At 68.7% G+C, this 19,476-nt stretch carries 26 protein-coding genes and 1 tRNA gene; 10 read left to right on the plus strand and 17 right to left on the minus strand.

Translation table 11 applies throughout. The annotated features are described in order from the left end of the window. Nucleotides 1-84: 84 nt before the first annotated feature. Nucleotides 85-885, minus strand: a complete 801-nt coding sequence (locus KK7_RS0103905; RefSeq protein ID WP_029622754.1) for a universal stress protein — start codon at nucleotides 883-885, stop codon at nucleotides 85-87. Between the two features lie 79 nt (nucleotides 886-964). Further along, nucleotides 965-1,693: a Crp/Fnr family transcriptional regulator gene (locus tag KK7_RS0103910; RefSeq protein ID WP_010543337.1), complete on the minus strand. Its 729-nt coding sequence runs from the start codon at nucleotides 1,691-1,693 to the stop codon at nucleotides 965-967. Nucleotides 1,694-1,877: 184 nt separating this feature from the next. Here KK7_RS0103910 and KK7_RS0103915 point away from each other — a divergent pair, with 184 nt between their 5' ends. Further along, complete coding sequence (locus KK7_RS0103915; RefSeq protein ID WP_010543338.1) at nucleotides 1,878-2,552, plus strand: OmpW/AlkL family protein; 675 nt, start codon at nucleotides 1,878-1,880, stop codon at nucleotides 2,550-2,552. 127 nt (nucleotides 2,553-2,679) lie between these two features. Here the strand turns inward: KK7_RS0103915 and KK7_RS0103920 are convergent. From KK7_RS0103920 to KK7_RS0103940, 5 genes are all read right to left on the minus strand, one after another. Next, a tRNA-Arg gene (locus tag KK7_RS0103920) sits at nucleotides 2,680-2,756 on the minus strand. 34 nt (nucleotides 2,757-2,790) lie between these two features. Beyond that, entirely contained in the window at nucleotides 2,791-3,231 is a 441-nt protein-coding gene (locus KK7_RS0103925) for a DUF1178 family protein (protein WP_010543339.1), read from the minus strand. Then, entirely contained in the window at nucleotides 3,228-4,052 is an 825-nt protein-coding gene (locus KK7_RS0103930; protein WP_010543340.1) for a carbon-nitrogen hydrolase family protein, read from the minus strand. The genes KK7_RS0103925 and KK7_RS0103930 overlap by 4 nt, the downstream gene beginning before the upstream one ends. Further along, on the minus strand, nucleotides 4,049-4,306 hold the full coding sequence (gene grxC, locus KK7_RS0103935; RefSeq protein ID WP_010543341.1) for a glutaredoxin 3: 258 nt from the start codon (nucleotides 4,304-4,306) through the stop codon (nucleotides 4,049-4,051). The genes KK7_RS0103930 and grxC overlap by 4 nt, the downstream gene beginning before the upstream one ends. A gap of 35 nt (nucleotides 4,307-4,341) precedes the next feature. Continuing rightward, nucleotides 4,342-5,073 carry a ComF family protein gene (locus KK7_RS0103940; RefSeq protein ID WP_010543342.1) on the minus strand — a complete coding sequence of 244 codons (732 nt, stop codon included), beginning with the start codon at nucleotides 5,071-5,073 and terminating at the stop codon, nucleotides 4,342-4,344. Between the two features lie 44 nt (nucleotides 5,074-5,117). Here KK7_RS0103940 and KK7_RS0103945 point away from each other — a divergent pair, with 44 nt between their 5' ends. Then, complete coding sequence (locus KK7_RS0103945; protein WP_010543343.1) at nucleotides 5,118-5,945, plus strand: methyltransferase domain-containing protein; 828 nt, start codon at nucleotides 5,118-5,120, stop codon at nucleotides 5,943-5,945. Between the two features lie 26 nt (nucleotides 5,946-5,971). Next, nucleotides 5,972-6,547 carry a class I SAM-dependent methyltransferase gene (locus tag KK7_RS0103950; protein WP_010543344.1) on the plus strand — a complete coding sequence of 192 codons (576 nt, stop codon included), beginning with the start codon at nucleotides 5,972-5,974 and terminating at the stop codon, nucleotides 6,545-6,547. Here the strand turns inward: KK7_RS0103950 and KK7_RS0103955 are convergent. Beyond that, the gene (locus KK7_RS0103955) at nucleotides 6,544-6,936 is read right to left on the minus strand and encodes a (deoxy)nucleoside triphosphate pyrophosphohydrolase (RefSeq protein WP_010543345.1); all 393 of its coding nucleotides are present in this window, start codon (nucleotides 6,934-6,936) and stop codon (nucleotides 6,544-6,546) included. The two genes, KK7_RS0103950 and KK7_RS0103955, sit on opposite strands and share 4 nt — an antisense overlap. 76 nt (nucleotides 6,937-7,012) lie before the next feature. On the opposite strand from KK7_RS0103955, the gene KK7_RS0103960 reads away from it, so the two are divergent. The 3 genes from KK7_RS0103960 (at nucleotide 7,013) to KK7_RS0103970 (ending at nucleotide 7,741) form a co-directional block, all read left to right on the plus strand. Further along, nucleotides 7,013-7,195 carry a Flp family type IVb pilin gene (locus KK7_RS0103960; RefSeq protein ID WP_010543346.1) on the plus strand — a complete coding sequence of 61 codons (183 nt, stop codon included), beginning with the start codon at nucleotides 7,013-7,015 and terminating at the stop codon, nucleotides 7,193-7,195. Between the two features lie 130 nt (nucleotides 7,196-7,325). After that, nucleotides 7,326-7,493 (plus strand): Flp family type IVb pilin, encoded by a 168-nt coding sequence (locus KK7_RS0103965; protein ID WP_010543347.1) that lies wholly within the window; start codon nucleotides 7,326-7,328, stop codon nucleotides 7,491-7,493. A gap of 80 nt (nucleotides 7,494-7,573) precedes the next feature. Beyond that, entirely contained in the window at nucleotides 7,574-7,741 is a 168-nt protein-coding gene (locus KK7_RS0103970; protein WP_010543348.1) for a Flp family type IVb pilin, read from the plus strand. A gap of 65 nt (nucleotides 7,742-7,806) precedes the next feature. Here KK7_RS0103970 and KK7_RS0103975 read toward each other — a convergent pair whose 3' ends face one another. Genes KK7_RS0103975 through KK7_RS23135 form a run of 4 tightly spaced genes read right to left on the minus strand, consistent with a single transcriptional unit; the run spans nucleotide 7,807 to nucleotide 11,596 of the window. Then, a complete protein-coding gene (locus KK7_RS0103975) occupies nucleotides 7,807-8,754 on the minus strand; it encodes an acetyl-CoA carboxylase carboxyltransferase subunit alpha (protein ID WP_010543349.1) in 948 nt (315 codons plus the stop codon). 10 nt (nucleotides 8,755-8,764) lie between these two features. After that, the gene (locus KK7_RS0103980) at nucleotides 8,765-9,676 is read right to left on the minus strand and encodes a tyrosine-type recombinase/integrase (protein ID WP_010543350.1); all 912 of its coding nucleotides are present in this window, start codon (nucleotides 9,674-9,676) and stop codon (nucleotides 8,765-8,767) included. Next, complete coding sequence (locus KK7_RS0103985) at nucleotides 9,673-11,478, minus strand: hypothetical protein (protein WP_029622760.1); 1,806 nt, start codon at nucleotides 11,476-11,478, stop codon at nucleotides 9,673-9,675. The genes KK7_RS0103980 and KK7_RS0103985 overlap by 4 nt, the downstream gene beginning before the upstream one ends. Continuing rightward, a complete protein-coding gene (locus KK7_RS23135) occupies nucleotides 11,459-11,596 on the minus strand; it encodes a hypothetical protein (protein WP_010543352.1) in 138 nt (45 codons plus the stop codon). Before KK7_RS23135 ends, KK7_RS0103985 begins: the two co-directional genes overlap by 20 nt. A gap of 74 nt (nucleotides 11,597-11,670) precedes the next feature. Here KK7_RS23135 and KK7_RS0103995 point away from each other — a divergent pair, with 74 nt between their 5' ends. Both KK7_RS0103995 and aroB read left to right on the plus strand, forming a co-directional pair. Then, entirely contained in the window at nucleotides 11,671-12,210 is a 540-nt protein-coding gene (locus tag KK7_RS0103995; RefSeq protein WP_010543353.1) for a shikimate kinase, read from the plus strand. Continuing rightward, the gene (gene aroB, locus KK7_RS0104000; protein ID WP_010543354.1) at nucleotides 12,207-13,304 is read left to right on the plus strand and encodes a 3-dehydroquinate synthase; all 1,098 of its coding nucleotides are present in this window, start codon (nucleotides 12,207-12,209) and stop codon (nucleotides 13,302-13,304) included. Before KK7_RS0103995 ends, aroB begins: the two co-directional genes overlap by 4 nt. 123 nt (nucleotides 13,305-13,427) lie before the next feature. On the opposite strand, the gene KK7_RS0104005 is transcribed toward aroB, so the two are convergent. Continuing rightward, nucleotides 13,428-14,291 carry a methyltransferase gene (locus tag KK7_RS0104005; RefSeq protein ID WP_010543355.1) on the minus strand — a complete coding sequence of 288 codons (864 nt, stop codon included), beginning with the start codon at nucleotides 14,289-14,291 and terminating at the stop codon, nucleotides 13,428-13,430. 128 nt (nucleotides 14,292-14,419) lie between these two features. On the opposite strand from KK7_RS0104005, the gene KK7_RS0104010 reads away from it, so the two are divergent. Together KK7_RS0104010 and KK7_RS21770 are read left to right on the plus strand one after the other, a co-directional pair. After that, a complete protein-coding gene (locus KK7_RS0104010; RefSeq protein ID WP_010543356.1) occupies nucleotides 14,420-16,297 on the plus strand; it encodes a M1 family metallopeptidase in 1,878 nt (625 codons plus the stop codon). A gap of 4 nt (nucleotides 16,298-16,301) precedes the next feature. Then, the gene (locus KK7_RS21770; RefSeq protein ID WP_010543357.1) at nucleotides 16,302-16,445 is read left to right on the plus strand and encodes a DUF2256 domain-containing protein; all 144 of its coding nucleotides are present in this window, start codon (nucleotides 16,302-16,304) and stop codon (nucleotides 16,443-16,445) included. Nucleotides 16,446-16,672: 227 nt separating this feature from the next. Here the strand turns inward: KK7_RS21770 and KK7_RS0104015 are convergent, their stop codons facing one another. The 4 genes from KK7_RS0104015 to KK7_RS0104030 form a co-directional block, all read right to left on the minus strand. Further along, nucleotides 16,673-17,032: a hypothetical protein gene (locus tag KK7_RS0104015; RefSeq protein WP_010543358.1), complete on the minus strand. Its 360-nt coding sequence runs from the start codon at nucleotides 17,030-17,032 to the stop codon at nucleotides 16,673-16,675. Then, on the minus strand, nucleotides 17,029-17,367 hold the full coding sequence (locus KK7_RS0104020; protein WP_010543359.1) for a DUF423 domain-containing protein: 339 nt from the start codon (nucleotides 17,365-17,367) through the stop codon (nucleotides 17,029-17,031). The genes KK7_RS0104015 and KK7_RS0104020 overlap by 4 nt, the downstream gene beginning before the upstream one ends. Before the next feature lie 15 nt (nucleotides 17,368-17,382). Continuing rightward, nucleotides 17,383-19,164 (minus strand): cation:proton antiporter domain-containing protein, encoded by a 1,782-nt coding sequence (locus KK7_RS0104025; RefSeq protein WP_010543360.1) that lies wholly within the window; start codon nucleotides 19,162-19,164, stop codon nucleotides 17,383-17,385. Further along, nucleotides 19,164-19,476: iron-sulfur cluster assembly scaffold protein (locus KK7_RS0104030; RefSeq protein ID WP_010543361.1), on the minus strand; the 313-nt coding region annotated here is incomplete at its 5' end. The genes KK7_RS0104025 and KK7_RS0104030, both read right to left, overlap by 1 nt.

A 19,476-nucleotide genomic window follows, 5' to 3' on the forward strand; every position in this document is an offset into this window, starting at 1 on the left:
GCACGAACAAAAAGGGGCAGGCATCCTTGCGATGCCTGCCCCTTTTTCATGCCCGCGTGCGGCCTCCGGCGCGCGAGTCGGTGGTCAATGGGCCAGCACCAGCGGCACCGGGCTTTCCGCCAGCATTCGCCGGGTGACGCCGCCAAAGGCCGCCTCCAGGAAACGGCTGTGGCCGAAGCCGCCCATCACCAGATAGGCCGCGTCGAGCGCCTTGACCGTATTCAGGATCGCGCCGCTGACGGTATCCGTCTTCGGCACCACCCGAATCTCCGGCCGAATGCCGTAGCGCGAGAGATAGGCGGCCGCATCGGCGGCGGTCAGCCGCAACGTGCCCTCGTCGACGACAAGGATCGATACGGTGCCGGCATGTTTGAGCAGCGGCACCGCCGCCTGCAGCGCTGCCTCGGCGGTGCGCGAGCCATCCCATGCCACCACCGCATGACCATAGAGATCGAAGGCGAGCGCATGTCCGGGCACCGCGACGATCGGCTTGCCCGTCTTGAGGATGGTGTCGCAGATCAGGTCGCGCATGTCGGGATAGTCGATCTTGTCGAGCTCGCGGTTGAGCACCACGATGTCGGCGAGCGCAGTCGCCCCGCGCAGGCATTCGCGGGCGAAGCCGGTCGTGTCGACCCAGTCATAGGGCACGTCCTCGCCCTTGAGCCGCGCCTCCATCCGCACGCGGTTTGCCGCCTCTCGGGTCTGCTCGTCCGCCATCAGCGCGGCACCGCCGCCGAATTCGACATAATCGCCGACATAGGCCGGCACCATCGCAATATCGACGCAGCGCAGATGCCCTTCCAGCCCGCGTGTCAAATCCAGTGCCGCCTGAAAACGTGCTTCCTGCCCGGCATCGTCATGCATCAGAACGAGAACATTCTTCATGGTCGCCTCCATTTCATGTCCTGATCTTCCAGGATGAAGCCAGACTAGGCAGCACCGCTCCCATACGACATGCGGTTAGTTACGGAGTCTCGGCCGCGATTGTCGCGAGCGCATCGCGATCCAGAATGACGAAGCTGCGCAGATCGGGCAGCGCGATCACGCCGTCGCGCTTCATCGCCGTCAGCTTGCGGCTGACCGTCTCGATGGTGAGGCCCAGCAATTCCGCCATCTGCTGGCGGGTGAGCGGCAGCGGCACCGGCGCGCCGGAGGAACAGGTCCCGCGCGCGGCGAACTGCAGGAGCAGGCTGGCGACCCGCTCCTCGGCCGATTTGCGCCCGAGCAGCAGCATCCAGCGCCGCAGCTGGTCCAGTTCGTCATAGGCGCGGGAGAGCAGCGCCTGGCCGATCTCGGGATGCGCCTCGACCAGGGCGGGCAGCGCGCTGCGGGAGAACACGCACAGCTCGGTTTCGGTGAGCGCGGTGACGCAGTGGCTCGACGGGCGCTCGCCGATCGCGCCGACGAAATCGGCCGGGAAGGCGAGGCCCAGCATCTGCTCGCGGCCGTCCTCGAGCGAGGCGGAGAGCTTGACCAGCCCGTGATGCAGGATGCCGACCTGCTCCGCCACGTCGCCCTGCCAGATCAGCGCTTCACCCCGGCGCAGCACCCGCTTGCGTCCGATGCGATTGAGCGCTTCCAGCGCCGCCGCGGAGATGCCGCCGCACAGCGAGCCCATGCGCACGCCGCAGGCCGCACAGCGGCTCGGCAGGCTCCATTCGGCAGCGCCCAGGTCCGGCTGATTTCGATCCATGTACATATCCGCCTCCGCGCGCTGGATGCCGCGCCGGACGCCGGGCTGTCGTTACGTATAGGTCCGCAGACTGCCCGTCCCATGCCCTCGGAACATTACCTAGCCGCAACGTTGCGGCGGATCAAAACCGCGCATCTTGCTTGGCGGTACCCGGTGCCTCGTCGAACACGAGGAGAAATGAACCATGCGTACTTCGCTTTTTGTCGGTCTGGCCGCTGCCGGCCTGCTGGCCTCCACCGCGAGCGCCCAGGCACAGGACAAGGCGGGCATCGCGGCCGGCGACTGGCTGGTCCGCCTGCGCGGCATCGTCGTAGCCCCGAACGAATCGTCGACCGGCATCACACCCGGCATTCCCACCGGCAAGGTCGGTCTCGGCGATGCGGTGATGCCCGAAGTCGATTTTACCTACATGGCCACCGACCATATCGGCGCCGAGCTGATCGTCTCCAGCACCCGCCACGACATCCAGGGCCGCGAAGCGATCTCGGCGCTCGGCAAGGTCGGCCACACCTGGGTGCTGCCACCGACGCTGACGCTGCAATATCACTTCATGCCCAAGGCGGCGGTGCGCCCCTATGTCGGCGCGGGCATCAACTACACCACCTTCTATTCGGCCAAGACCAGCGACTCGCTCAACAAGGCGCTGGGCCAGACCAGCCTCTCGCTGAAGGACAGCGTCGGCTATGCGCTGCAGGCAGGCGTGGATATCGATCTGAACAAGAAGTTCTTCCTGAACCTCGACGTCAAATACATCGACATGGGAACCACCGCCCGGCTCAACACCGGCGGCGTGATCAACCAGACCAGCGTCACCATCAACCCGCTGGTGTTCGGCTTCGGCGTCGGCACTCGCTTCTGATCGCTTCGCCCTCCGCTTCCACCGGCCTCACCCATCGGCGGAGGGCAACACTGGGGAGTCGTGCACCAGGGCGCGCGACTCCTCTTCTTTGTCGGGGGGGGCGCGGCGAACGCGAAACGTGTGGAGATGGTGACCCGGAGAGGATTCGAACCTCCGACCTCTCGATTAGGAATCGCTTGCTCTATCCTGCTGAGCTACCGGGCCACATTTGCGCTCGTACCGACCAATGCCGGGCAAATCAATTGCGCGCCTCGGGCGGGATTACCGGCACCAGCAGCGGGGCGACGGGCACCCCCTCCTCAACCAGCGCCTTGGCCTCCTCCAGCGTCGCCTGGCCGTGGATGGGCGCCTCCGGTGTCTCACCCGAATGCATCGATCGGGCTTTCTCGGCAAAGGCCCTGCCCACCCACTGCGACGTCTCAAGCTGCTTTGCCTGGATCTGGGCGATAGCAGCAAGCGCGGCCTTGAACGCCTCGGGCTTGGCGGGCGCCTTCTTCTCGGCCAGCTGGTTGCCCTTGGGTGCGACGGCCGGCGCCATCACCGCCTTGGTGACCGTGCTGTCGCCGCAATAAGGACAGGCGATCAGCCCCTGCGCGCGCTGCTCCTCATAGGCGCTGCTCGACTTGAACCACACCTCGAACACATGCTCACCGCTGCACTTCAGGTCGAAGACGATCACGCCAGCGTCGCCTCCGGAATGGTGCGGCGGTGGCGGAGCACGGGCACGCGGGTGCGGACATCGTCGATCCGCGACGGATCGATCTCGGCAAAGCCAAGCCCCGCAGCCTCACCCATGTCGAGCAGTGTCGTCCCCCAGGGATCGATGGCGAGGCTGTGGCCATAGGTGGCGCGGCCGTCTTCGTGTTCGCCCGTCTGCGCCGCTGCGATCACGAAGGCGGCAGCCTCGATCGCGCGGGCACGCAGCAGCACGTGCCAGTGCGCCGCGCCCGTCGGGCGGGTGAAGGCGGCAGGGACTGCAAGCATCGTGGCGCCGGCATTGCTCAGCGTGCGGAACAGGTCCGGGAAGCGCAGGTCATAGCAGATGGCGAGGCCGAGCTTGCCGAGCGGGGTGTCGACCACCACCGGCCCCTCCCCCGCCGTATAGCTGTTCGATTCGCGCCAGCTCTCGCCGGTGGGAAGGTCCACGTCGAACAGGTGCATCTTGTCGTAGCGGGCGCGGATCGCGCCGGTATCGTCGATCACGAAGGCGCGGTTGGCGAGCTTGCCGTCCGCACGCAGCACCGCGAGGCTGCCCAGATGCACCCAGATACCATGCCTGGCCGCAGCCTCGCGCACGGCCGCCAAGACCGGATCTTCCGCCTCGCGCCGATAATGTTGCTGCGCACGCTCGCGCTTCCCGTCGAGCAGACCGGACATTTCCGGCGTGAACAGCATCGCCGCACCGCCCGCCTTGGCCTGCGCCACGCCCTCGACCAGAGCCGCGGCGTTGGCGGCGGGATCGATCCCGCTCGTCATCTGGAGCAGCGCGGCGCGGGTCATGCGGCGAGCAGCGGGTCCAGTCCGCCCTGACGGTCGAGCGCGGCGAGATCGTCCGACCCGCCGATATGCTTCCCGTCGATGAAGATCTGCGGAACCGTGGTGCGGCCGGGGGCACGCTCCAGCATCTCGGCGCGCTTCGGCCCGCCCATCGTGATGTCATATTCCTCGAACGTCGCGCCCTTGGCGGAGAGGAGGTTCTTGGCGCGCGTGCAATAGGGGCAGAACGCCTTGGTGTAGATTTCGACCTTTGCCATAATGCCCCCAGAGGTGTGCGCGGGGGTCTCGCTTGTCAATCCAGCGTCTCGTCCGCGAGCACGCGCGCCCAGCACAGAAGGATCACCTTCGCCGCCCCGCCGCGCTTGAGCAGCCGGGCGCAGGCATCCCCCGTGGCCCCGCTGGTATGGACATCATCGACCAGCACCACGACGCGCCCCTCCAGCCGAGCCTCGGCACCCGGCGCAAGCGCGAAGGCCCCTGCCACCGCCTTGGCGCGCGACCGCCTGCCGAGCCCCTGCAGTTTCGGCGTCCCTTTCACCCGGCGCAGCAGATCCACCTCCACCGGCATCCCCGTGCCCCGCGACACGCCACGTGCGATCAGCAGCGCCTGGTTGAATCCTCGCGACCACAGCCGCCAGCGGTGGAGCGGCACCGGTACCAGCAGATCCCCCTCCTCCGGCACCAGCCGCACCATCGCCCGCGCCATGGTCTCGGCCGCCGCCAGCCGCCCGCCATATTTCAGCTTGAGCGCCAGCCGCCGCGCAACGTCGCCGTAAGCCACCGCGGCCCGTACCCCGTCGTGCGGCGGCGGATCGGCGATGCAGCTGCCGCAGCGCGCTCCCTCGCCGCGATCATACTCGAACGGCAGATGACATCCCGCGCACCAGGGCGGCCCCACAAAATGCAGACTGTCCCAGCAAATGGCGCAGAAGCGGTGGTCGGCCTCGACGATGTCGCCGCAGCCCGGGCACCGCGGCGGCAATGCCAGGTCGAGCAGCCGGAGAAAGGGCGCGCGCGGATCCACGCCGCATCTTGTTCCAAGTCGCGCCCCGCTGCACAAGCGCCCGCGTGTCCGACTCCGAAATCTTCGACCGCGCGCTCCGCCGCAAGCGCCGCGACCGCGCCGCCCGCAGCTATGAGGGCTTTCTGCGCGACCATATGCTCGACGGGCTGATCGAGCGGCTGGAAGGCGTGAAGCGCGAGTTCCGCACCGTGCTCGATCTCGGCAGCGCGGACGGCGGCTTCGGATGGCCGGGTGCCACGATCACCCGGCTGGAGGCCGGCGAAGCCTTCGCCGCGAAAACCGGTGCGATCCACGCAGACGAGGACCTGCACCCCTTTCCGGAGGCGAGCTTCGACCTGGTGATCTCCGCCGGGGTGCTCGACACCGTCAACGACGTACCCGGTGCCCTTGCCCTCGCCCGCCGCGCGCTCAAGCCCGATGGGTTGTTCCTCGGTGCGTTCCTGGGGGCAGGCAGCCTGTCCACCCTGCGTGCCTGCCTGCTCGCCGCCGAGGCGGACCGGCCGGTCGCCCGCTTCCATCCGCAGATCGACGTGCGTGCAGGCGGCGACCTGCTGTCGCGCGCAGGGTTCGCGTTGCCCGTCGCCGATGTCGAGACGCTGACCGTCCGCTATGGCGGCTTGGGCGGGCTGATCCGCGACCTGCGTGGCATGGCGGCGACCAACCTGCTGCCAAACACCCCGCCGATGCGCCGCGAGACGCTGCTGGGCACTGCCGCGGCCTTTGCCGAGCGCGCCGACCCGGACGGCCGCACCCCCGAGCGCTATTCGATCGTGTACCTGACCGGCTGGGCGCCCGATCCGTCGCAGCCCAAACCCGCACGGCCCGGCAGCGCCACCGCCTCGCTGCTCGATGCGCTGAAGCCGAAGCAATAGCGGCAGGCCCGCGGGCGCAGGCCGCCATGACGGACGACCCTTCTGCAGGCTGGGACGCCGTGGCCGCGGATTTCGAGGCACTGCGCTCCTCGATCGGCGTCGACATCGTGCAGCGCTGGGCGCGGGACCTTCCGCGGGGTACGGCCGTCATCGATATCGGCTGCGGCACCGGCTGGCCGATCGCGACCGCGCTGGCAGAGCACGGATTCAACGTGTTCGGCGTGGATGCCTCGCCAACCCTGCTGGCAGCCTTCCGTCGCAACCTGCCGGGCGCCCATGCGGCGTGCGAGGCCGTGCAGTCGAGCCGGTTCTTCGATCGCCGTTTCGATGCCGCGATCGCCATCGGGCTGATCTTCCTGATCGAGGAATCGGAGCAGATCGCGCTGATCCGGCGGGTCCGCGATGCCCTGCACCCCGGTGCACGGTTCCTGTTCACGGCCCCGCGCGAAGCCTGCGCCTGGACAGACAGCCTGACCGGCCGAACCTCCCGTTCGCTTGGCGAGGCAGCCTATCGCGCGGCGCTCATCGACGCGCGGTTCACACCGGTGGAGGGCATGGTCGATGACGGCGGCAACCGCTATTTCGCATCGGTCGCAACCTAATCGAGCAACGGCTCCAGCACGGCGAGAAACGGCATGTCGGCCGGCGGCATCGGCAGGCTGCGCAGCGTCGCCATGTCCGCCCAGCGCAGCGCACTGGCCTGGCGCGGCTCGGGCGTGCCCTGCCAGGCATCGATCCGGTACAGCAGCAGCACCAACTGCCGATCCGCCAGTGGCTCGCTCGCGAAGGTCAGCGGCACCAGCGCGGCGGGATCCACCGCGATACCCAGTTCCTCGTCCAGTTCGCGGGCGAGTGCCGGCTCGGGGCGCTCGCCCGGCTCGATCTTGCCGCCGGGAAACTCCCACAAACCCGCCAGCGCGCTGCCCTGGGGGCGCTGCTGCACCAGCACGCGGCCGTCCGCGATCATCGCAGCGGCGACCACCAACAGCATCGGCCGTGTCTCGCTAATCACTTTGCAATCTAATCCTGCCAAAGTCCCCGCGCTCCCTGAACGAATTGGAGGATCTATGCGAGCCCTGATCCACACCTTGCGCATGCTCGTCTTTGCGGAACGCGGCGCGACGGCCGTCGAATATGGGCTGATCGTGGCGCTGATCGTGCTGGCGATGATCGCCGGGCTCACCAGCCTGGGCAACGCGACCGGCCAGCTCTGGGGCAACATGTCGCAAAAGGTCCAGCAGGCGGGCTGAAGCCAAGCTAAATCTCTCGCTAAGCAGCGGATTTAGCCGGTTCTTAACCCCTATCGCCTAGGGTCAACGAGCCTCATCGGGACCCCCGCCGAGGCCGGTGTTTGAAGTTTCTGGGACGATGGAGTCGGGTATGCAGAAGATTCGCAATTTCTTCAAGAATTCCAAGGGTGCGACGGCGATCGAATATGGCCTGATCGCAGCCCTGATCGCGGTTGCCGCGATCGCCGCCATGCAGGGCCTGGGCAACCAGCTCAACAAGACGTTCGGCAATGTCAGCTCGAACATGAAGGCTTCGTAAGCCTCCCTTCTTCCCCGGTTTCAGAGACGGCGGCGCTGCCGGGCAGCGCCGTCCCATGTCCGCTTGGAAAGGAGCGCTGCATGAAGAAGCTCGTCGCGCTGATCCGCGATCGCCGTGGTGCGACCGCCATCGAATATGGGCTGATCGCGGCGCTCATCGCCGTGGCGGCGATTGCAGCGATGCAGGGGCTGGGCAACCAGCTCAACACCACGTTCGGCAATGTCAGCTCGAACATGAAGGCGTCCTGATCGCACGCTTCAAACGTCGAGAAAAAAGGGGCAGCCACCCAGCGTGACGGCCCCTTTTTCGTGGATCAGATCCGGCCCATTGCCAGGAACTTGGCGCGTCGCGCCTGGCGCAACGATTCCGGCGACATGCCGGACAGGCCTGCCAGCGCCTTCTCGATCGCATCGCCCAGCGCCTGCACCGCCTGACCGGGCGCGCGGTGCGCCCCGCCCAGCGGCTCCGGCACGATGCCGTCGATCACCTTCAACTCCTTCAGGTGCTGCGCGGTGACCTTCATCGCCTCGGCCGCGTCGGCGGCCTTGTCCGCGGTGCGCCACAGGATCGAGGCGCAGCCCTCCGGCGAGATCACCGAATAGACCGCGTGCTCCATCATCAGCACCTGGTTGCCCGCCGCCAGCGCCACCGCGCCGCCCGAGCCGCCTTCGCCGAGGATCGAGGCGACCAGCGGCACGCCCAGCGACAGGCACGCCTCGGTCGAGCGTGCGATCGCTTCGGCCTGGCCACGCTCCTCGGCCTGCACGCCCGGGAACGCACCCGAGGTGTCGACCAGCGTGATCACCGGAATGCCGAACCGGTCGGCGAGCTTCATCAGGCGGATCGCCTTGCGATAGCCCTCCGGCTTGCCCATGCCGAAATTGTGCTTGAGCCGGCTGGCGGTATCGTCGCCCTTCTCGTGCCCGATCACCATCACGCGGCGCCCGCGGAACCGGCCGAGGCCGCCGATGATCGCGGCGTCGTCGGCAAAGGCGCGGTCGCCGCCCAGCGGCATGAAGTCTTCGATCAGCCCGGCGACGTAATGCTTGAAGTGCGGGCGCTCCGGATGGCGGGCGACCTGCGTCTTCTGCCACGGCGTCAGCTTGGCATAGGTGTCGAGCAGCAGCTTGTCCGACTTGGCCTGGAGCGGGGCGATCTCTGCGGCGATGTCCACCTCGCCGCCCTGGGCGGCGCTGCGCAGCTCGTCGATCTTGCCCTGGAGCTCGGCGATCGGCTTCTCGAAGTCGAGGAATGTCGTCATGGGCGCCGCGCTACCGGGCGCCGCGCTTCGCGTCAACGAGCGCCTCGCCGAGCGGGTGCCGCTCGTTGACGAGTTCGACCAGGCGGCGGCTGTCGACATGGGTGTAGATTTCGGTCGTCGCGATATCGGCGTGGCCCAGCATCGCCTGCAGCGCGCGCAGGTCTGCGCCGCCCTCGAGCAGGTGGGTCGCGAAGGCGTGGCGCAGGACGTGGGGGCTCACCCGGTCGGGCGGGATGCCGGCGATCCCCGCCAACGCGCGGACGATCTGGTAGAGCCGGACGCGGGTCAGGTGCTTCTTGCCCGACGGGAACAGCCACGGGCTGTCCGGCGGAACCTCGCGCCGCCATAGCCCCACCGCGGCCCGCGCACGATCGGAGATCGGCACCAGCCGCTCGCGCCCGCCCTTGCCCTTCAGGATCAGAAACGGGCGATCGGGATGGATCGCGTTGCGCGGCAGCGACACCAGCTCGGTCGCGCGCAGGCCCGATCCGTAGAGCAGCTCGATCAGCGCGGCGAGCCGCAGGTCGAGCGGATCGGGCGGCACCCGCGCCTGGCGCTCGGCGATGGCGGCAAACATCGCGTCGACGTCGTGCGTGCTGAGGATCTTGGGCAGGCGCCGCGCAGCCCCCGGGCGCGGCAGGGCATTGCCGGGATCGTCCGCGCGGTGCCCCTCCTCCGCGAGGAACGCGAAGAAGCGGCGGAGCGCTGCCGACTTCCGGGCCACCGTGGCGCGGGCCAGCTCGCCCCATCCGCTCGCCAGCCGCTCGATCTCCTCGCGCCCTGCATGGACCAGGCCACCGCCCAGTGCCTCGGAAGCAAGTCGCAGATCGGTGCCATAGGCCGCGATGGTGTTCGCCGCCGCGCCTGCCTCGGCGCGCAGCATCTCCAGGAAGCGCTCGATCAGGTCGCGATCGGCGCTCACGCCGCGCGCGTGACCGCTTCCACGGCGATCATCCGGGCATAATTGGCCATCCCCGCCGCCCGCATCGCGGCGACGATGTGGTAGAGCGCCTCGGGCGTCACCTGATCCCAGCGCGGCGACTGCATGCCGACACCGGCGAGCAGCGCGACCATGCCGGGCTGGTTGCGCGCGCCTGCGCGGTCGATCGCCTGGGTCCAGGCGTTGACGCCGTCGATGCCGACCTTGGTCGCCTCCGCGCCGCGCTGCGCGTCGGCAGGCGACAGGCGACCGAGCCCCGCCAGCCCGGCCAGCAGCATCGCCGCCTTGCGGGGGCTCGCCGACCCCGCATAACGCTGGAAATCGCCATAGCCGATCGCGCCCGCGGGCTCGGCAAGCGCCAGCAGCGCCCAGCCCTCGCTGCCCGGCGCCACCACACCCCGCCATTGCAGCGCCGCCGAGTCATAGCCGGCGGACAGCATCGACGCGATCAGCCGATCGGGCTCCGCCGCATCCTTGCCGGCGGGGATCCAGGCGGCCGCCTTGGCGGTCAGCACGAGGCGGGCATAGCGCAGGCGCGGCGTCTCCACCGCATCCCACAGGCTCTTCATCGCCTGCACCCGCTCGCTGGCCGACCCGGTATAGGCATTGCGCAGGTCGCGGACGGTCTTCTGGAGCGGATCGGGCACGTCGCTCGCCTGATCGAGCTCGGCATAGAGATCGACCAGCGCGGCGTTGGAGAGCACGCCCGCCGCCGCCGCCAGCTCGGCAGCGCCGGCGCGGTTCACCGGCGCAACCGAGGGCGACAGTGCCTGCCAATAGCGAAACTCCGGGCCCACCGTGGCGAACAGATTGTCGGGAATGTCCACGCCCGCCGCGGTCGCCATGCCGAAGCGCCAGGCAGAGAGGGACGGCACGCCGACCCAGTCGATCGTCACCGCACGGCGCGAATCGGCGCCCATCCCCACCACTTTGGTGGCGAGCAGCGTGTCGAGATCGTTGCGCGGTTTGCCCTTGGCAGCGGCATCGAGGCGCTGGTCGGCCTCGCTGGGCTTGCCGGCCAGGCCTGCGCAGATCGCCTGGGCCAGCGCCCAGCCGCGATCGGGAATGGCTGCGGCGGCATCGTCGACGATCGGGCACACCGAAGCGGGGTCGCCGGTCGCCAGCGCGACCTGCATCGCCACGCGGTCCAGCGCGTTGGTATAGTCGTCGATGTCGACATAGCTGACCAGGCCGCGCGCGGCCCCCGCCTCGCCCATGCGGAGCAGCAGCCAGGCGCGCTCGGCGGCATAATCGGCACCGCCGATCCCCCGCGGCGTGTCAATCGGCGACATCAGCGCGCGGCGCAGCGCGATCGAAACCCAGCGTGATGCGATGGGGGCATCGAGGCGGCGCATCAGCGTCACCTGCGTCGCGCCGGCCACGTCGCCGAACGCATCGGCCGGGAACGGCGCGTTGCCCGCCGCCAGGATGCCGATGCGGTTCAGCGGCCGGCGCATACCCTTGGGAAGATCGTACTGCGAAAGATCGATCGCCGGCGCGGCGGCGACGCTGGCATTGCTTTCCTCGACGTCGAACGCATCGGGCCCCATGTCGCCACCGGCGGGCGCCACGTCACCGCCCGGTGATGGCATTGCTGCCGGTGCGACGCTCGGCGCAGGGCTGGGACGCACCGAAGGCTGCGGTCGCGGCGTCGGCTGGTCAAAGCCGGGCGGCAGCAGCGATTCGGGGGCTTTCTGCTGCTGGCTGAACGCCGGCACGCCGATCGCGGCGAGCAGCGCCGCGCCGAGCGCGATCCGGGAAACCCTAGTTGGCGAGGTTTTCAAGCGCGACCGCCTTCTCCATGCGCACCGGCTCCTTCACGGTGTTGCGGCCGGCCAGGGCGAACATGCCGCCCACCAGAACCACCAGAATGACGAGCAACACGACAAGCAAACGCGACATGAAAAACAGTCCAATCCTTGAGCGGTACGGGCCTTTTGCCCGAGACGGTCCATCGCTGTATAGCCCTTCGCACGATGTTACAAACGCATGCGCAACTGAACAGCTGGACCGGCAAGCCGATCGTCCTGGTCGGCCTGATGGGGGCCGGGAAAACCACGGTAGGGCGCCGCCTTGCCCAGCGCCTGCGGCTTCCCTTCGTAGATGCCGATGCGGAAATCGAATCGGCGGCGGGCATGTCGGTCTCCGACATCTTCGCCAAGTTCGGCGAACCGCATTTCCGCGACGGCGAACGGCGGGTGATCGCCCGGCTGGTGGACGGGACCCCCAAGGTGATCGCCACCGGCGGCGGCGCGTTCATCAACGACGAGACGCGGGCGCTGATCCTCGGCCAGGCGATCTCGATCTGGCTGGATGCGGAGCCCACGGTGCTGGCCGATCGCGTGCGGCGGCGGGACACGCGGCCGCTGCTGCGCGGCAAGGATCCGCTGGCGACGCTCACCGAACTGGCGCGGGTCCGCAACCCCTATTACGCGCTTGCGGAAATCCGCGTGCCCAGCGTAGCGGCTCCCCACGAAACCACCGTCGAAGCGATCCTGAAGGCCCTATCCAAGTGACCACCATCCCCGTCGCCCTCGGCGCACGCAGTTATGACGTGCGCATCGAACCCGGCTTGCTGGCCAGCGCGGGCGAGGTGCTCGCCCCCCTGTCGCGCGGTCGGCCGATGCCGATCGTGACCGACACCAACCTCGCCGCACATTGCGAGACGCTGGTCGCCAGCCTTGCCGCCGCCGGGGTTGCCGCACCGGTTCTGGTGCTGCCCGCGGGCGAAAGCACCAAGAGCTGGGCACAGTTGGAGGCGCTGACCGACTGGCTGCTGGCGCAAGGCGTGGTCCGCAGCGATCACGTGATCGCGCTCGGCGGCGGCGTAATCGGCGATCTGGTCGGCTTCGCGACCAGCATCCTCAAGCGCGGCTGCAACTTCGTCCAGATCCCGACGACGCTGCTGGCGCAGGTAGACAGCTCGGTGGGCGGCAAGACCGCAATCAATTCGCGCGCGGGCAAGAACCTGATCGGCGCCTTCCACCAGCCGTCGCTGGTGCTGATCGATCCGCAGGTGCTGGACACGCTGCCCCAGCGCGAGCTGCGCGCGGGCTATGCCGAAGTGGCGAAATACGGCCTGATCGACGATGCGGCCTTCTTCGCCTGGTGCGAGGAAAATGCGGACGCGCTGTTCGCGGGCGACCCCGCGGCGCGCGCCACGGCGATCGGTCATTCGGTCGCGGCCAAGGCGCGCATCGTCGCCGCCGACGAACGCGAGACCACCGGCACCCGCGCCCTGCTCAACCTGGGCCACACGTTCGGCCATGCGCTGGAGGCGGAGACGGGCTTCTCGGACACGCTGCTCCATGGCGAGGCGGTCGCTGCGGGCATGGCGCTGGCCTTCGCCTTCTCGGCACAGCAGGGGCTGTGCCCGGCGGCGGATGCCGAGCGGGTGGCGGCGCATCTCCGCAGCGTCGGGCTGCCGGACGGGCTGGCCGCAGCGGGCGTGACCGCGGACGGCAAGACGCTGGTCGGCCATATGCTGCACGACAAGAAGATGGAGGGCAGCACCCTGCCCTTCCTGCTCGCGCGCGGGATCGGCCAGACCTATCTCGACAAGACGGTGGACCTGGAGACGGTCGCGGCGTTCCTGGACGGGGTGCGCTGAAGCGATCTTAAGCCCCTCCCCTTCAGGGGAGGGGTTGGGGTGGGGCAGCGTCTCACCGAGACCAACCTTTGTTCTGGAATCCCTCCACCCCCCAAACCCCTCCTCCAAGGAGGAGGGGCTTAATCAGGCGCGCCCCCGCTCGATGACCGCGGTCACCAGCGCAATCAGCGCGTCTCTCCCGCGCACGACCGCGCTACCGGTGTAGAGCAGGAACCGCCCGCCTTGAGCGAGCCGCGGCACCGCTTCGCTGGCCATTGCCAGCGCAACGCCCGCCCCGTGGAGCGCGCCACCGTCGCGATAGGCCCGACCGGCGGGGTCGATGATATAGGGCGGGTTCGCCAGCACCAGATCCAGCGCGCCGGGGACGCCGATGAGATCGCCCCCTTCCACGAACCGCGCCGCCACACCGGCCATGTGCGCGTTGACCCGCGCCAGCCGCAGCGCCGCCGGGTTGATGTCGGTCATCACGATCTCGATTTCGGGGCAGCAATGTGCTGCGGCGATCGCCCCCGCGCCCGCGCCCGTGCCGATGTCCACCAGCGTCGCGCCTTCCCGTACGGGGCAACGGCGCAGTTCCTCGGCGATGAAGCGGGCGAAGCGATAGCTGTCCGGCCCGAAGAACACCGCGTCCTGATCGTCGGTCGGATAGGCGGAATGGACCAGCAGGTCCGGGCCGAGCGTCGACACCCGCACCATGCTCCGCAGCAGCGTGCCGGCACGCTCGATCAGTTCGGCGGCGCCCAGCGCGTCGAGCAGGAACGGATCGAGCAGGCCCGCGTCGAACGGCAGGCTCCACCCGAACACGTCGCGCAGATCCCCTGCCTGCTGTCGATCGCCCCGCGCCAGAACGCGCGCTTGGGTCGCGGGCGTCGGCGTGATGAATCGATAGTCGCGCTGCTTCAGGAACCGGATCAGCGCGCGCAGCGCCGATTCCTGCGGATCGCCCTTCGCCGCCACCGTCGGCCGATCCGCTACCAACAACGCCATGCACATTCCTTTCGCCAGACCGTCACGAACGATCCGGCCGGCCGCGAAGCTCCCCGGTGTGCGCCGACAACTGCTTGATCCAGGGCAAGTCTCTTGCCCCGTGCAACGCCAGGGCCTAGCTCCTTGCCATGCGCATCCTAGCCCTGGCCCTTGCCGCTTCGACCATGCTCGCCTCCCCCGCCCTCGCCCAGCAGACCGCGCCCGCGCCGATCCTAACCACGCCCGAGGCGAAGGACGCGTGGACCTATGCGCGGCCGGAGGTCGCCCGCGTCACCCATGTCGCGCTCGACCTGCGCGCGGACTTCGCGAGCAGGACGCTTTCCGGCACTGCGACGCTGGATGTCCTCGCCGCGCCGGGCGCGAAGGAAATCGCGCTCGATGAGGACGGGCTGGCAATCGCCCGGGTAACCGACGCCGCGGGCAAGCCGCTGCCCTTCACCGTCGGTGCCGCCAAGCCCGATCTAGGCGCCCCGCTGACCATACAGCTGAACGGCGCGCGCAAGATCGTGATCCATTATGCCACCGCACCGGTGGCCTCGGCGCTGCAATGGCTCGCGCCCGCCCTCACCGCCGGCAAGAAGAAACCCTATCTGTTCAGCCAGGGCCAGCCGATCAACAACCGCAGCTGGATCCCGACGCAGGACAGCCCCGGCATCCGCCAGACCTGGTCGGCCACGCTCACCGTCCCCGCCGATCTGGTCGCGGTGGCGAGCGGAGATCGGATCGACGGCGCCAGGGGCGTGCCGGCGGGCAAGGGCTGGCACAAGTTCCGCTTCCGCATGGACAAGCCGGTGCCACCCTATCTGATCGCCTTCGCGGTCGGCGATCTCGCCTTCCAGCCGGTCGGCCCGCGTGCCGGCGTCTGGACCGAGCCGAGCATGCTCGCCGCCGCCGCGAAGGAAGTGGCCGATGTCGAGAAGATGATCGACGCGGCGCAGGCGCTCTATGGTCCCTATCGCTGGGGCCGCTACGACATGCTCGTCCTGCCGCCGAGCTTCCCGTACGGCGGCATGGAGAACCCCACCCTCACCTTCCTGACGCCAACGATCATCACCGGCGACAAGTCGAACGTCGACGTGGTGGCGCACGAGCTGGCGCACAGCTGGTCGGGCAATCTCGTCACCAACGCGACCTGGTCGGACAGCTGGCTGAACGAGGGCTTCACGACCTATTTCGAGAACCGCATCATGGAGGCGGTGTACGGCAAGGAGCGCGCCGCGACCGACGCCGATCTCGAATGGGACGGCCTGCAAAAGGACATCGCCGATGCCGGCGGCACGGAGGCGCCGACCACGCGGCTGCATGGCGAACCCGGCGCGACCTTCGGACAGCTGGATTACTTCAAGGGCTCGACCTTCCTGCGCACGATCGAGCGGACGGTCGGCCGCGCGCGCTGGGACGTCTATCTGCGCGGCTATTTCGACCGACACGCCTTCCAGCCGCAGACCACGGCGGGCTTCCTGGCGGACCTGCGCGCCAATCTCGTGCAGGGCGACGCCGGGCTGGAGGCCAACCTCCAGCTAGACCGTTGGGCCTATGCTGTGGGGCTGCCGACCAATGCCGTGCACGTGCAGTCCGCGACGCTGAAGGCAGTCGACGCGCAACTGGCGGCGGTGAACGCCGGCGGGCCGGTCTCCGCGGTGCAGCCGCAGGGCTGGGCGACCCAGCAATGGCTGCGCTTCCTCAATGGGCTGGATCGCCAGCAGACGCGGGCGCGGCTCAAGGAACTGGACGAGACGCTGGGGCTCTCGGCCTCGAACAACGCCTATGTTCGCTCGGCCTGGGGCGAGCTGGCGATCGCCAACCGCTATGATCCGGCGGTGCCGGGCATCGGCAAGCTGGTCGGCAGCGTCGGCCGCGGGCTGCTGATCTATCCGATCTACAAGGATCTGATGGCACAGGGCGATTGGGGCAAGCCGATCGCGCGACGCTTCTACGAGGCCTCGAAGGCGGGCTATCACCCGACCGTAGCGGCGGGCGTCGCCAAGATCGTCGGCGCGGAATAGCATCATGCCGCGCGGCGTCGCCAAGCGAGACCTGCCCACCAAGACCTGCCCGGTCTGCCAGCGCCCCTTCGCCTGGCGGAAGAAATGGGAGCGGGACTGGGAGAATGTTATCTACTGCTCGGATCGCTGCCGACGGACGGGGAAATGATTTGAACTTGAGCCGCTTTTCTGAAGGGCGGGGCAACGAAGTGGGGTGGAAGGCCCCCGTCATCCCGGCGGAAGCCGGGATCCATTCGCACGAATGGCTCGGTTCTTTCCCCCAGCGGACAAGGCAATGGATCCCGGCTTCCGCCGGGATGACGGACATTTTGCAAGATGCCGCCATGTCATCATTTCAATGCAATTGCCCTGCCCTGACGGCAAGGAGCTTGACCCTCACTGATAGCGCAACGTCTTCCCGAACCCGGTATTGGTCTTCACCATCTTGGCGAGCTTGCGCAAATAGGTTTTCACCTCGCGCTCGAACCTTTGCTCGCTGCGTACGCCGGGGCGGTAGAAATCGTCCTTTGCTACCAATGCCTTGATCGCATCGGCCAAGCGGGCCTGGTCTTCCACGGCATCGCTGCGCCGGAACTGGTCGCACACCCATTCCTCGGCGGCGGCCTTGTCATACTCGTCCTCGCGGTCGCGGCCATAGCGGTCGGCGACGTCCTGGTCGGAGCGCGCGGCCTTGATGCGGCGCTCCAGCCAGAGACGGACCTGCGCCGGATTCCAGTCGGCCTGCAGCGCCGTCATCGCGCTGCCCGTAGCAGGATCCAGGCGAACCACAGCCAGCCGAGGATCATCGCAACGCCGCCGATCGGCGTCACCGCCCCCAGCCAGCGCGGCAGGCCGAACGCCATCAGGTAGAGCGTGCCCGCAAAGACGAAGCCGCCGCCGACGAACAGCGTCGCCGGCCCGCGCGCAGCGAACTGCAGCGCCACCAGTGCCGCCACCGCATGAATCAGCTGATACTGGCCTCCGGTCTTGAGCCATTCGACGGCAACCCCTTGCGCACCGTGCGCCCCAAATGCCCCCGCCGCCACCGCCATCGCGCCCGACAACGCCGCCAGCACCGCAATCCAGTTCATTCGCCCGCTCCTGCCTTAGCCATCGCCGCGATCCTGCCCTGCCGCCGTGGCGGCCGCCGCATGGCTGAAGATGCCGTCGCGCCCGGCATAGAGATCGCCCGTCTCCTTCTGCCGCGCGAGCCGCTCGACATCCCGGCGGCGATACTCGGCCTCGGTCTTGTCGATCTCGGCACCGTCGACACCCACCGCATCCATCGCCCGGCGCGCCATCACCACCGCGCTTTCCATCACCTCACGCACCACGCCGGCGATCGGCGCGCCCTTCAGCTTCATGATGCTGCGACGATCATAGGCGCGCACGAAGATGCTCGCGTTCGGGAAGGCGGCGTGGACGCCCTCCATCATCCCGGTGTCCATGCCGTCGCCGTCCTGGCAGAACAGCAGCAGCTCGGCCTCCCCCGCCCCGGCCTGGCGGAGCAGGTCGGTGCGGGTGCCGTCGCCATAATAGACCTTCATGCCGAAGCTGCCCGCGGTCTCGATCATCTCCACGTCTCGATCGATGATCGTCACCGGAATCCCTTGCGCGATCAGCATCTGCGTGACCGTTTGCCCGAAGCGGCCATAGCCGACCACCACGGCATTCGCGCCTTCCTGACGCGGACCGTCGGGGGTGTCACCCGCCTTGGGAGGCTCCGCGCGCAGACGCCGGGTGGCCATCATCAGGAACGGCGTGGTCGCCATCGAGACGGTGACGATGGCGCTGAACACGCTGGCCGCCTGCGGCTCGATCAGCAGGGCCTTCTGCGCCTGGGCGAACAGCACGAAGCCGAACTCGCCGCCCTGGCTGAGCAGCACGCCCAGCGCGAACGCGCCGCGCGTCTTCATCCCGAACAGCAGCCCCAGCCCCATGATCAGCGCCGCCTTGGTGGCGATCAGCGCCAGCGCCATGCCCGCGACGAACAGCGGTCGCTCGGCGATGGCGTGGAGGTCGAGCGTCATGCCGACCGCCACGAAGAACAGCCCGAGCAGGATCGCGCGGAACGGCTCGACATCGGCCTCGATCTCGTGCCGGAACGGCGAATCCGCCAGCATCACGCCGGCGATGAACGCACCCAGCGCGGCGGAGAGACCGAGCGCCTCCATCACCGCGGCGCTGGCGATCACCGTCAGCAGTCCGGCGAAGACGAACATCTCGCGCTCGTCGAGATTGCCGATGACGCGGAACAGCGGCCGCAGCAGGAAGCGCCCGGCGAGCACCAGCCCGACGATCGCGCCGACCGTGTAGAGCCCGAGCAGCCATCCGGGAGGTCCCGCCTGATCGGCCGGATTGCGCGAGAGGGCCGCGACGATGGTGATCAGCGGCACGATCGACAGATCCTGGAACAGCAGGATCGCGAAGGCCCGCTCGCCGAAGGGGGTGCGCAGGCGACCGGCGGATTGCAGCAGCGGCAGCACCTGCGCGGTGGAGGACAGCCCCATCGGCAGGCCCAGCGCCAGGGCCGCCGCGAGGGTCGATCCGGTGACGAGCCAGACCACGGCTGCGATTGCCACGCCGCACAAGGTCACCTGCAGGAGACCCAGCCCGAATATGTCCCGCCGCATCCGCCACAGTCGCGACGGGCTCAGTTCCAGCCCGACGAGAAACAGCAGTAGCGCGATGCCGAGCTCGGCAATGCCCATCTTGCCCTCGGCATCGCCGACCAGCCGCAGCACGTGCGGGCCCACCAATGCACCCGCGACGAGAAACCCCAGGGTCGCACCGAGCTTCAGCCGCCGGAACAGCAGCACGAAGAACAAGGCGAAGGCGAGCATCGGCACCGCGTCGGCGAGTACCGAACCATCGCTTGCGTGCTCCATCAGACCCGTGCCTCCGCGGCCTGCGCGGCGGCTTCCGCCGCCGCCTCGAAGGCGAGCCGGATCGAGGCGTGACGCCCGCGATGCGGCAGCGCCGGGATGAACAGGTCCATACCCGGCCAGTCGGGAGGCGTATCCCGTTCGCCGGCCAGCCAGGCGGTCAGCGCGTCGCGGGCCGCAGCGATCTCCGCCGGGCTCCGGCCGATCACTGCCTCGCCGAGCAGCGCGGCGGAGGCCTGGCCCAGCGCACAGGCACGCACCAGCATGCCGACCTTCGCCACCCGACCCGCCTCGTCCGCGACGATATCCACCGTC

Origin of the sequence: Sphingomonas elodea ATCC 31461 (genome assembly GCF_000226955.1) — a bacterium.
GTDB classification, from domain to species: domain Bacteria; phylum Pseudomonadota; class Alphaproteobacteria; order Sphingomonadales; family Sphingomonadaceae; genus Sphingomonas; species Sphingomonas elodea.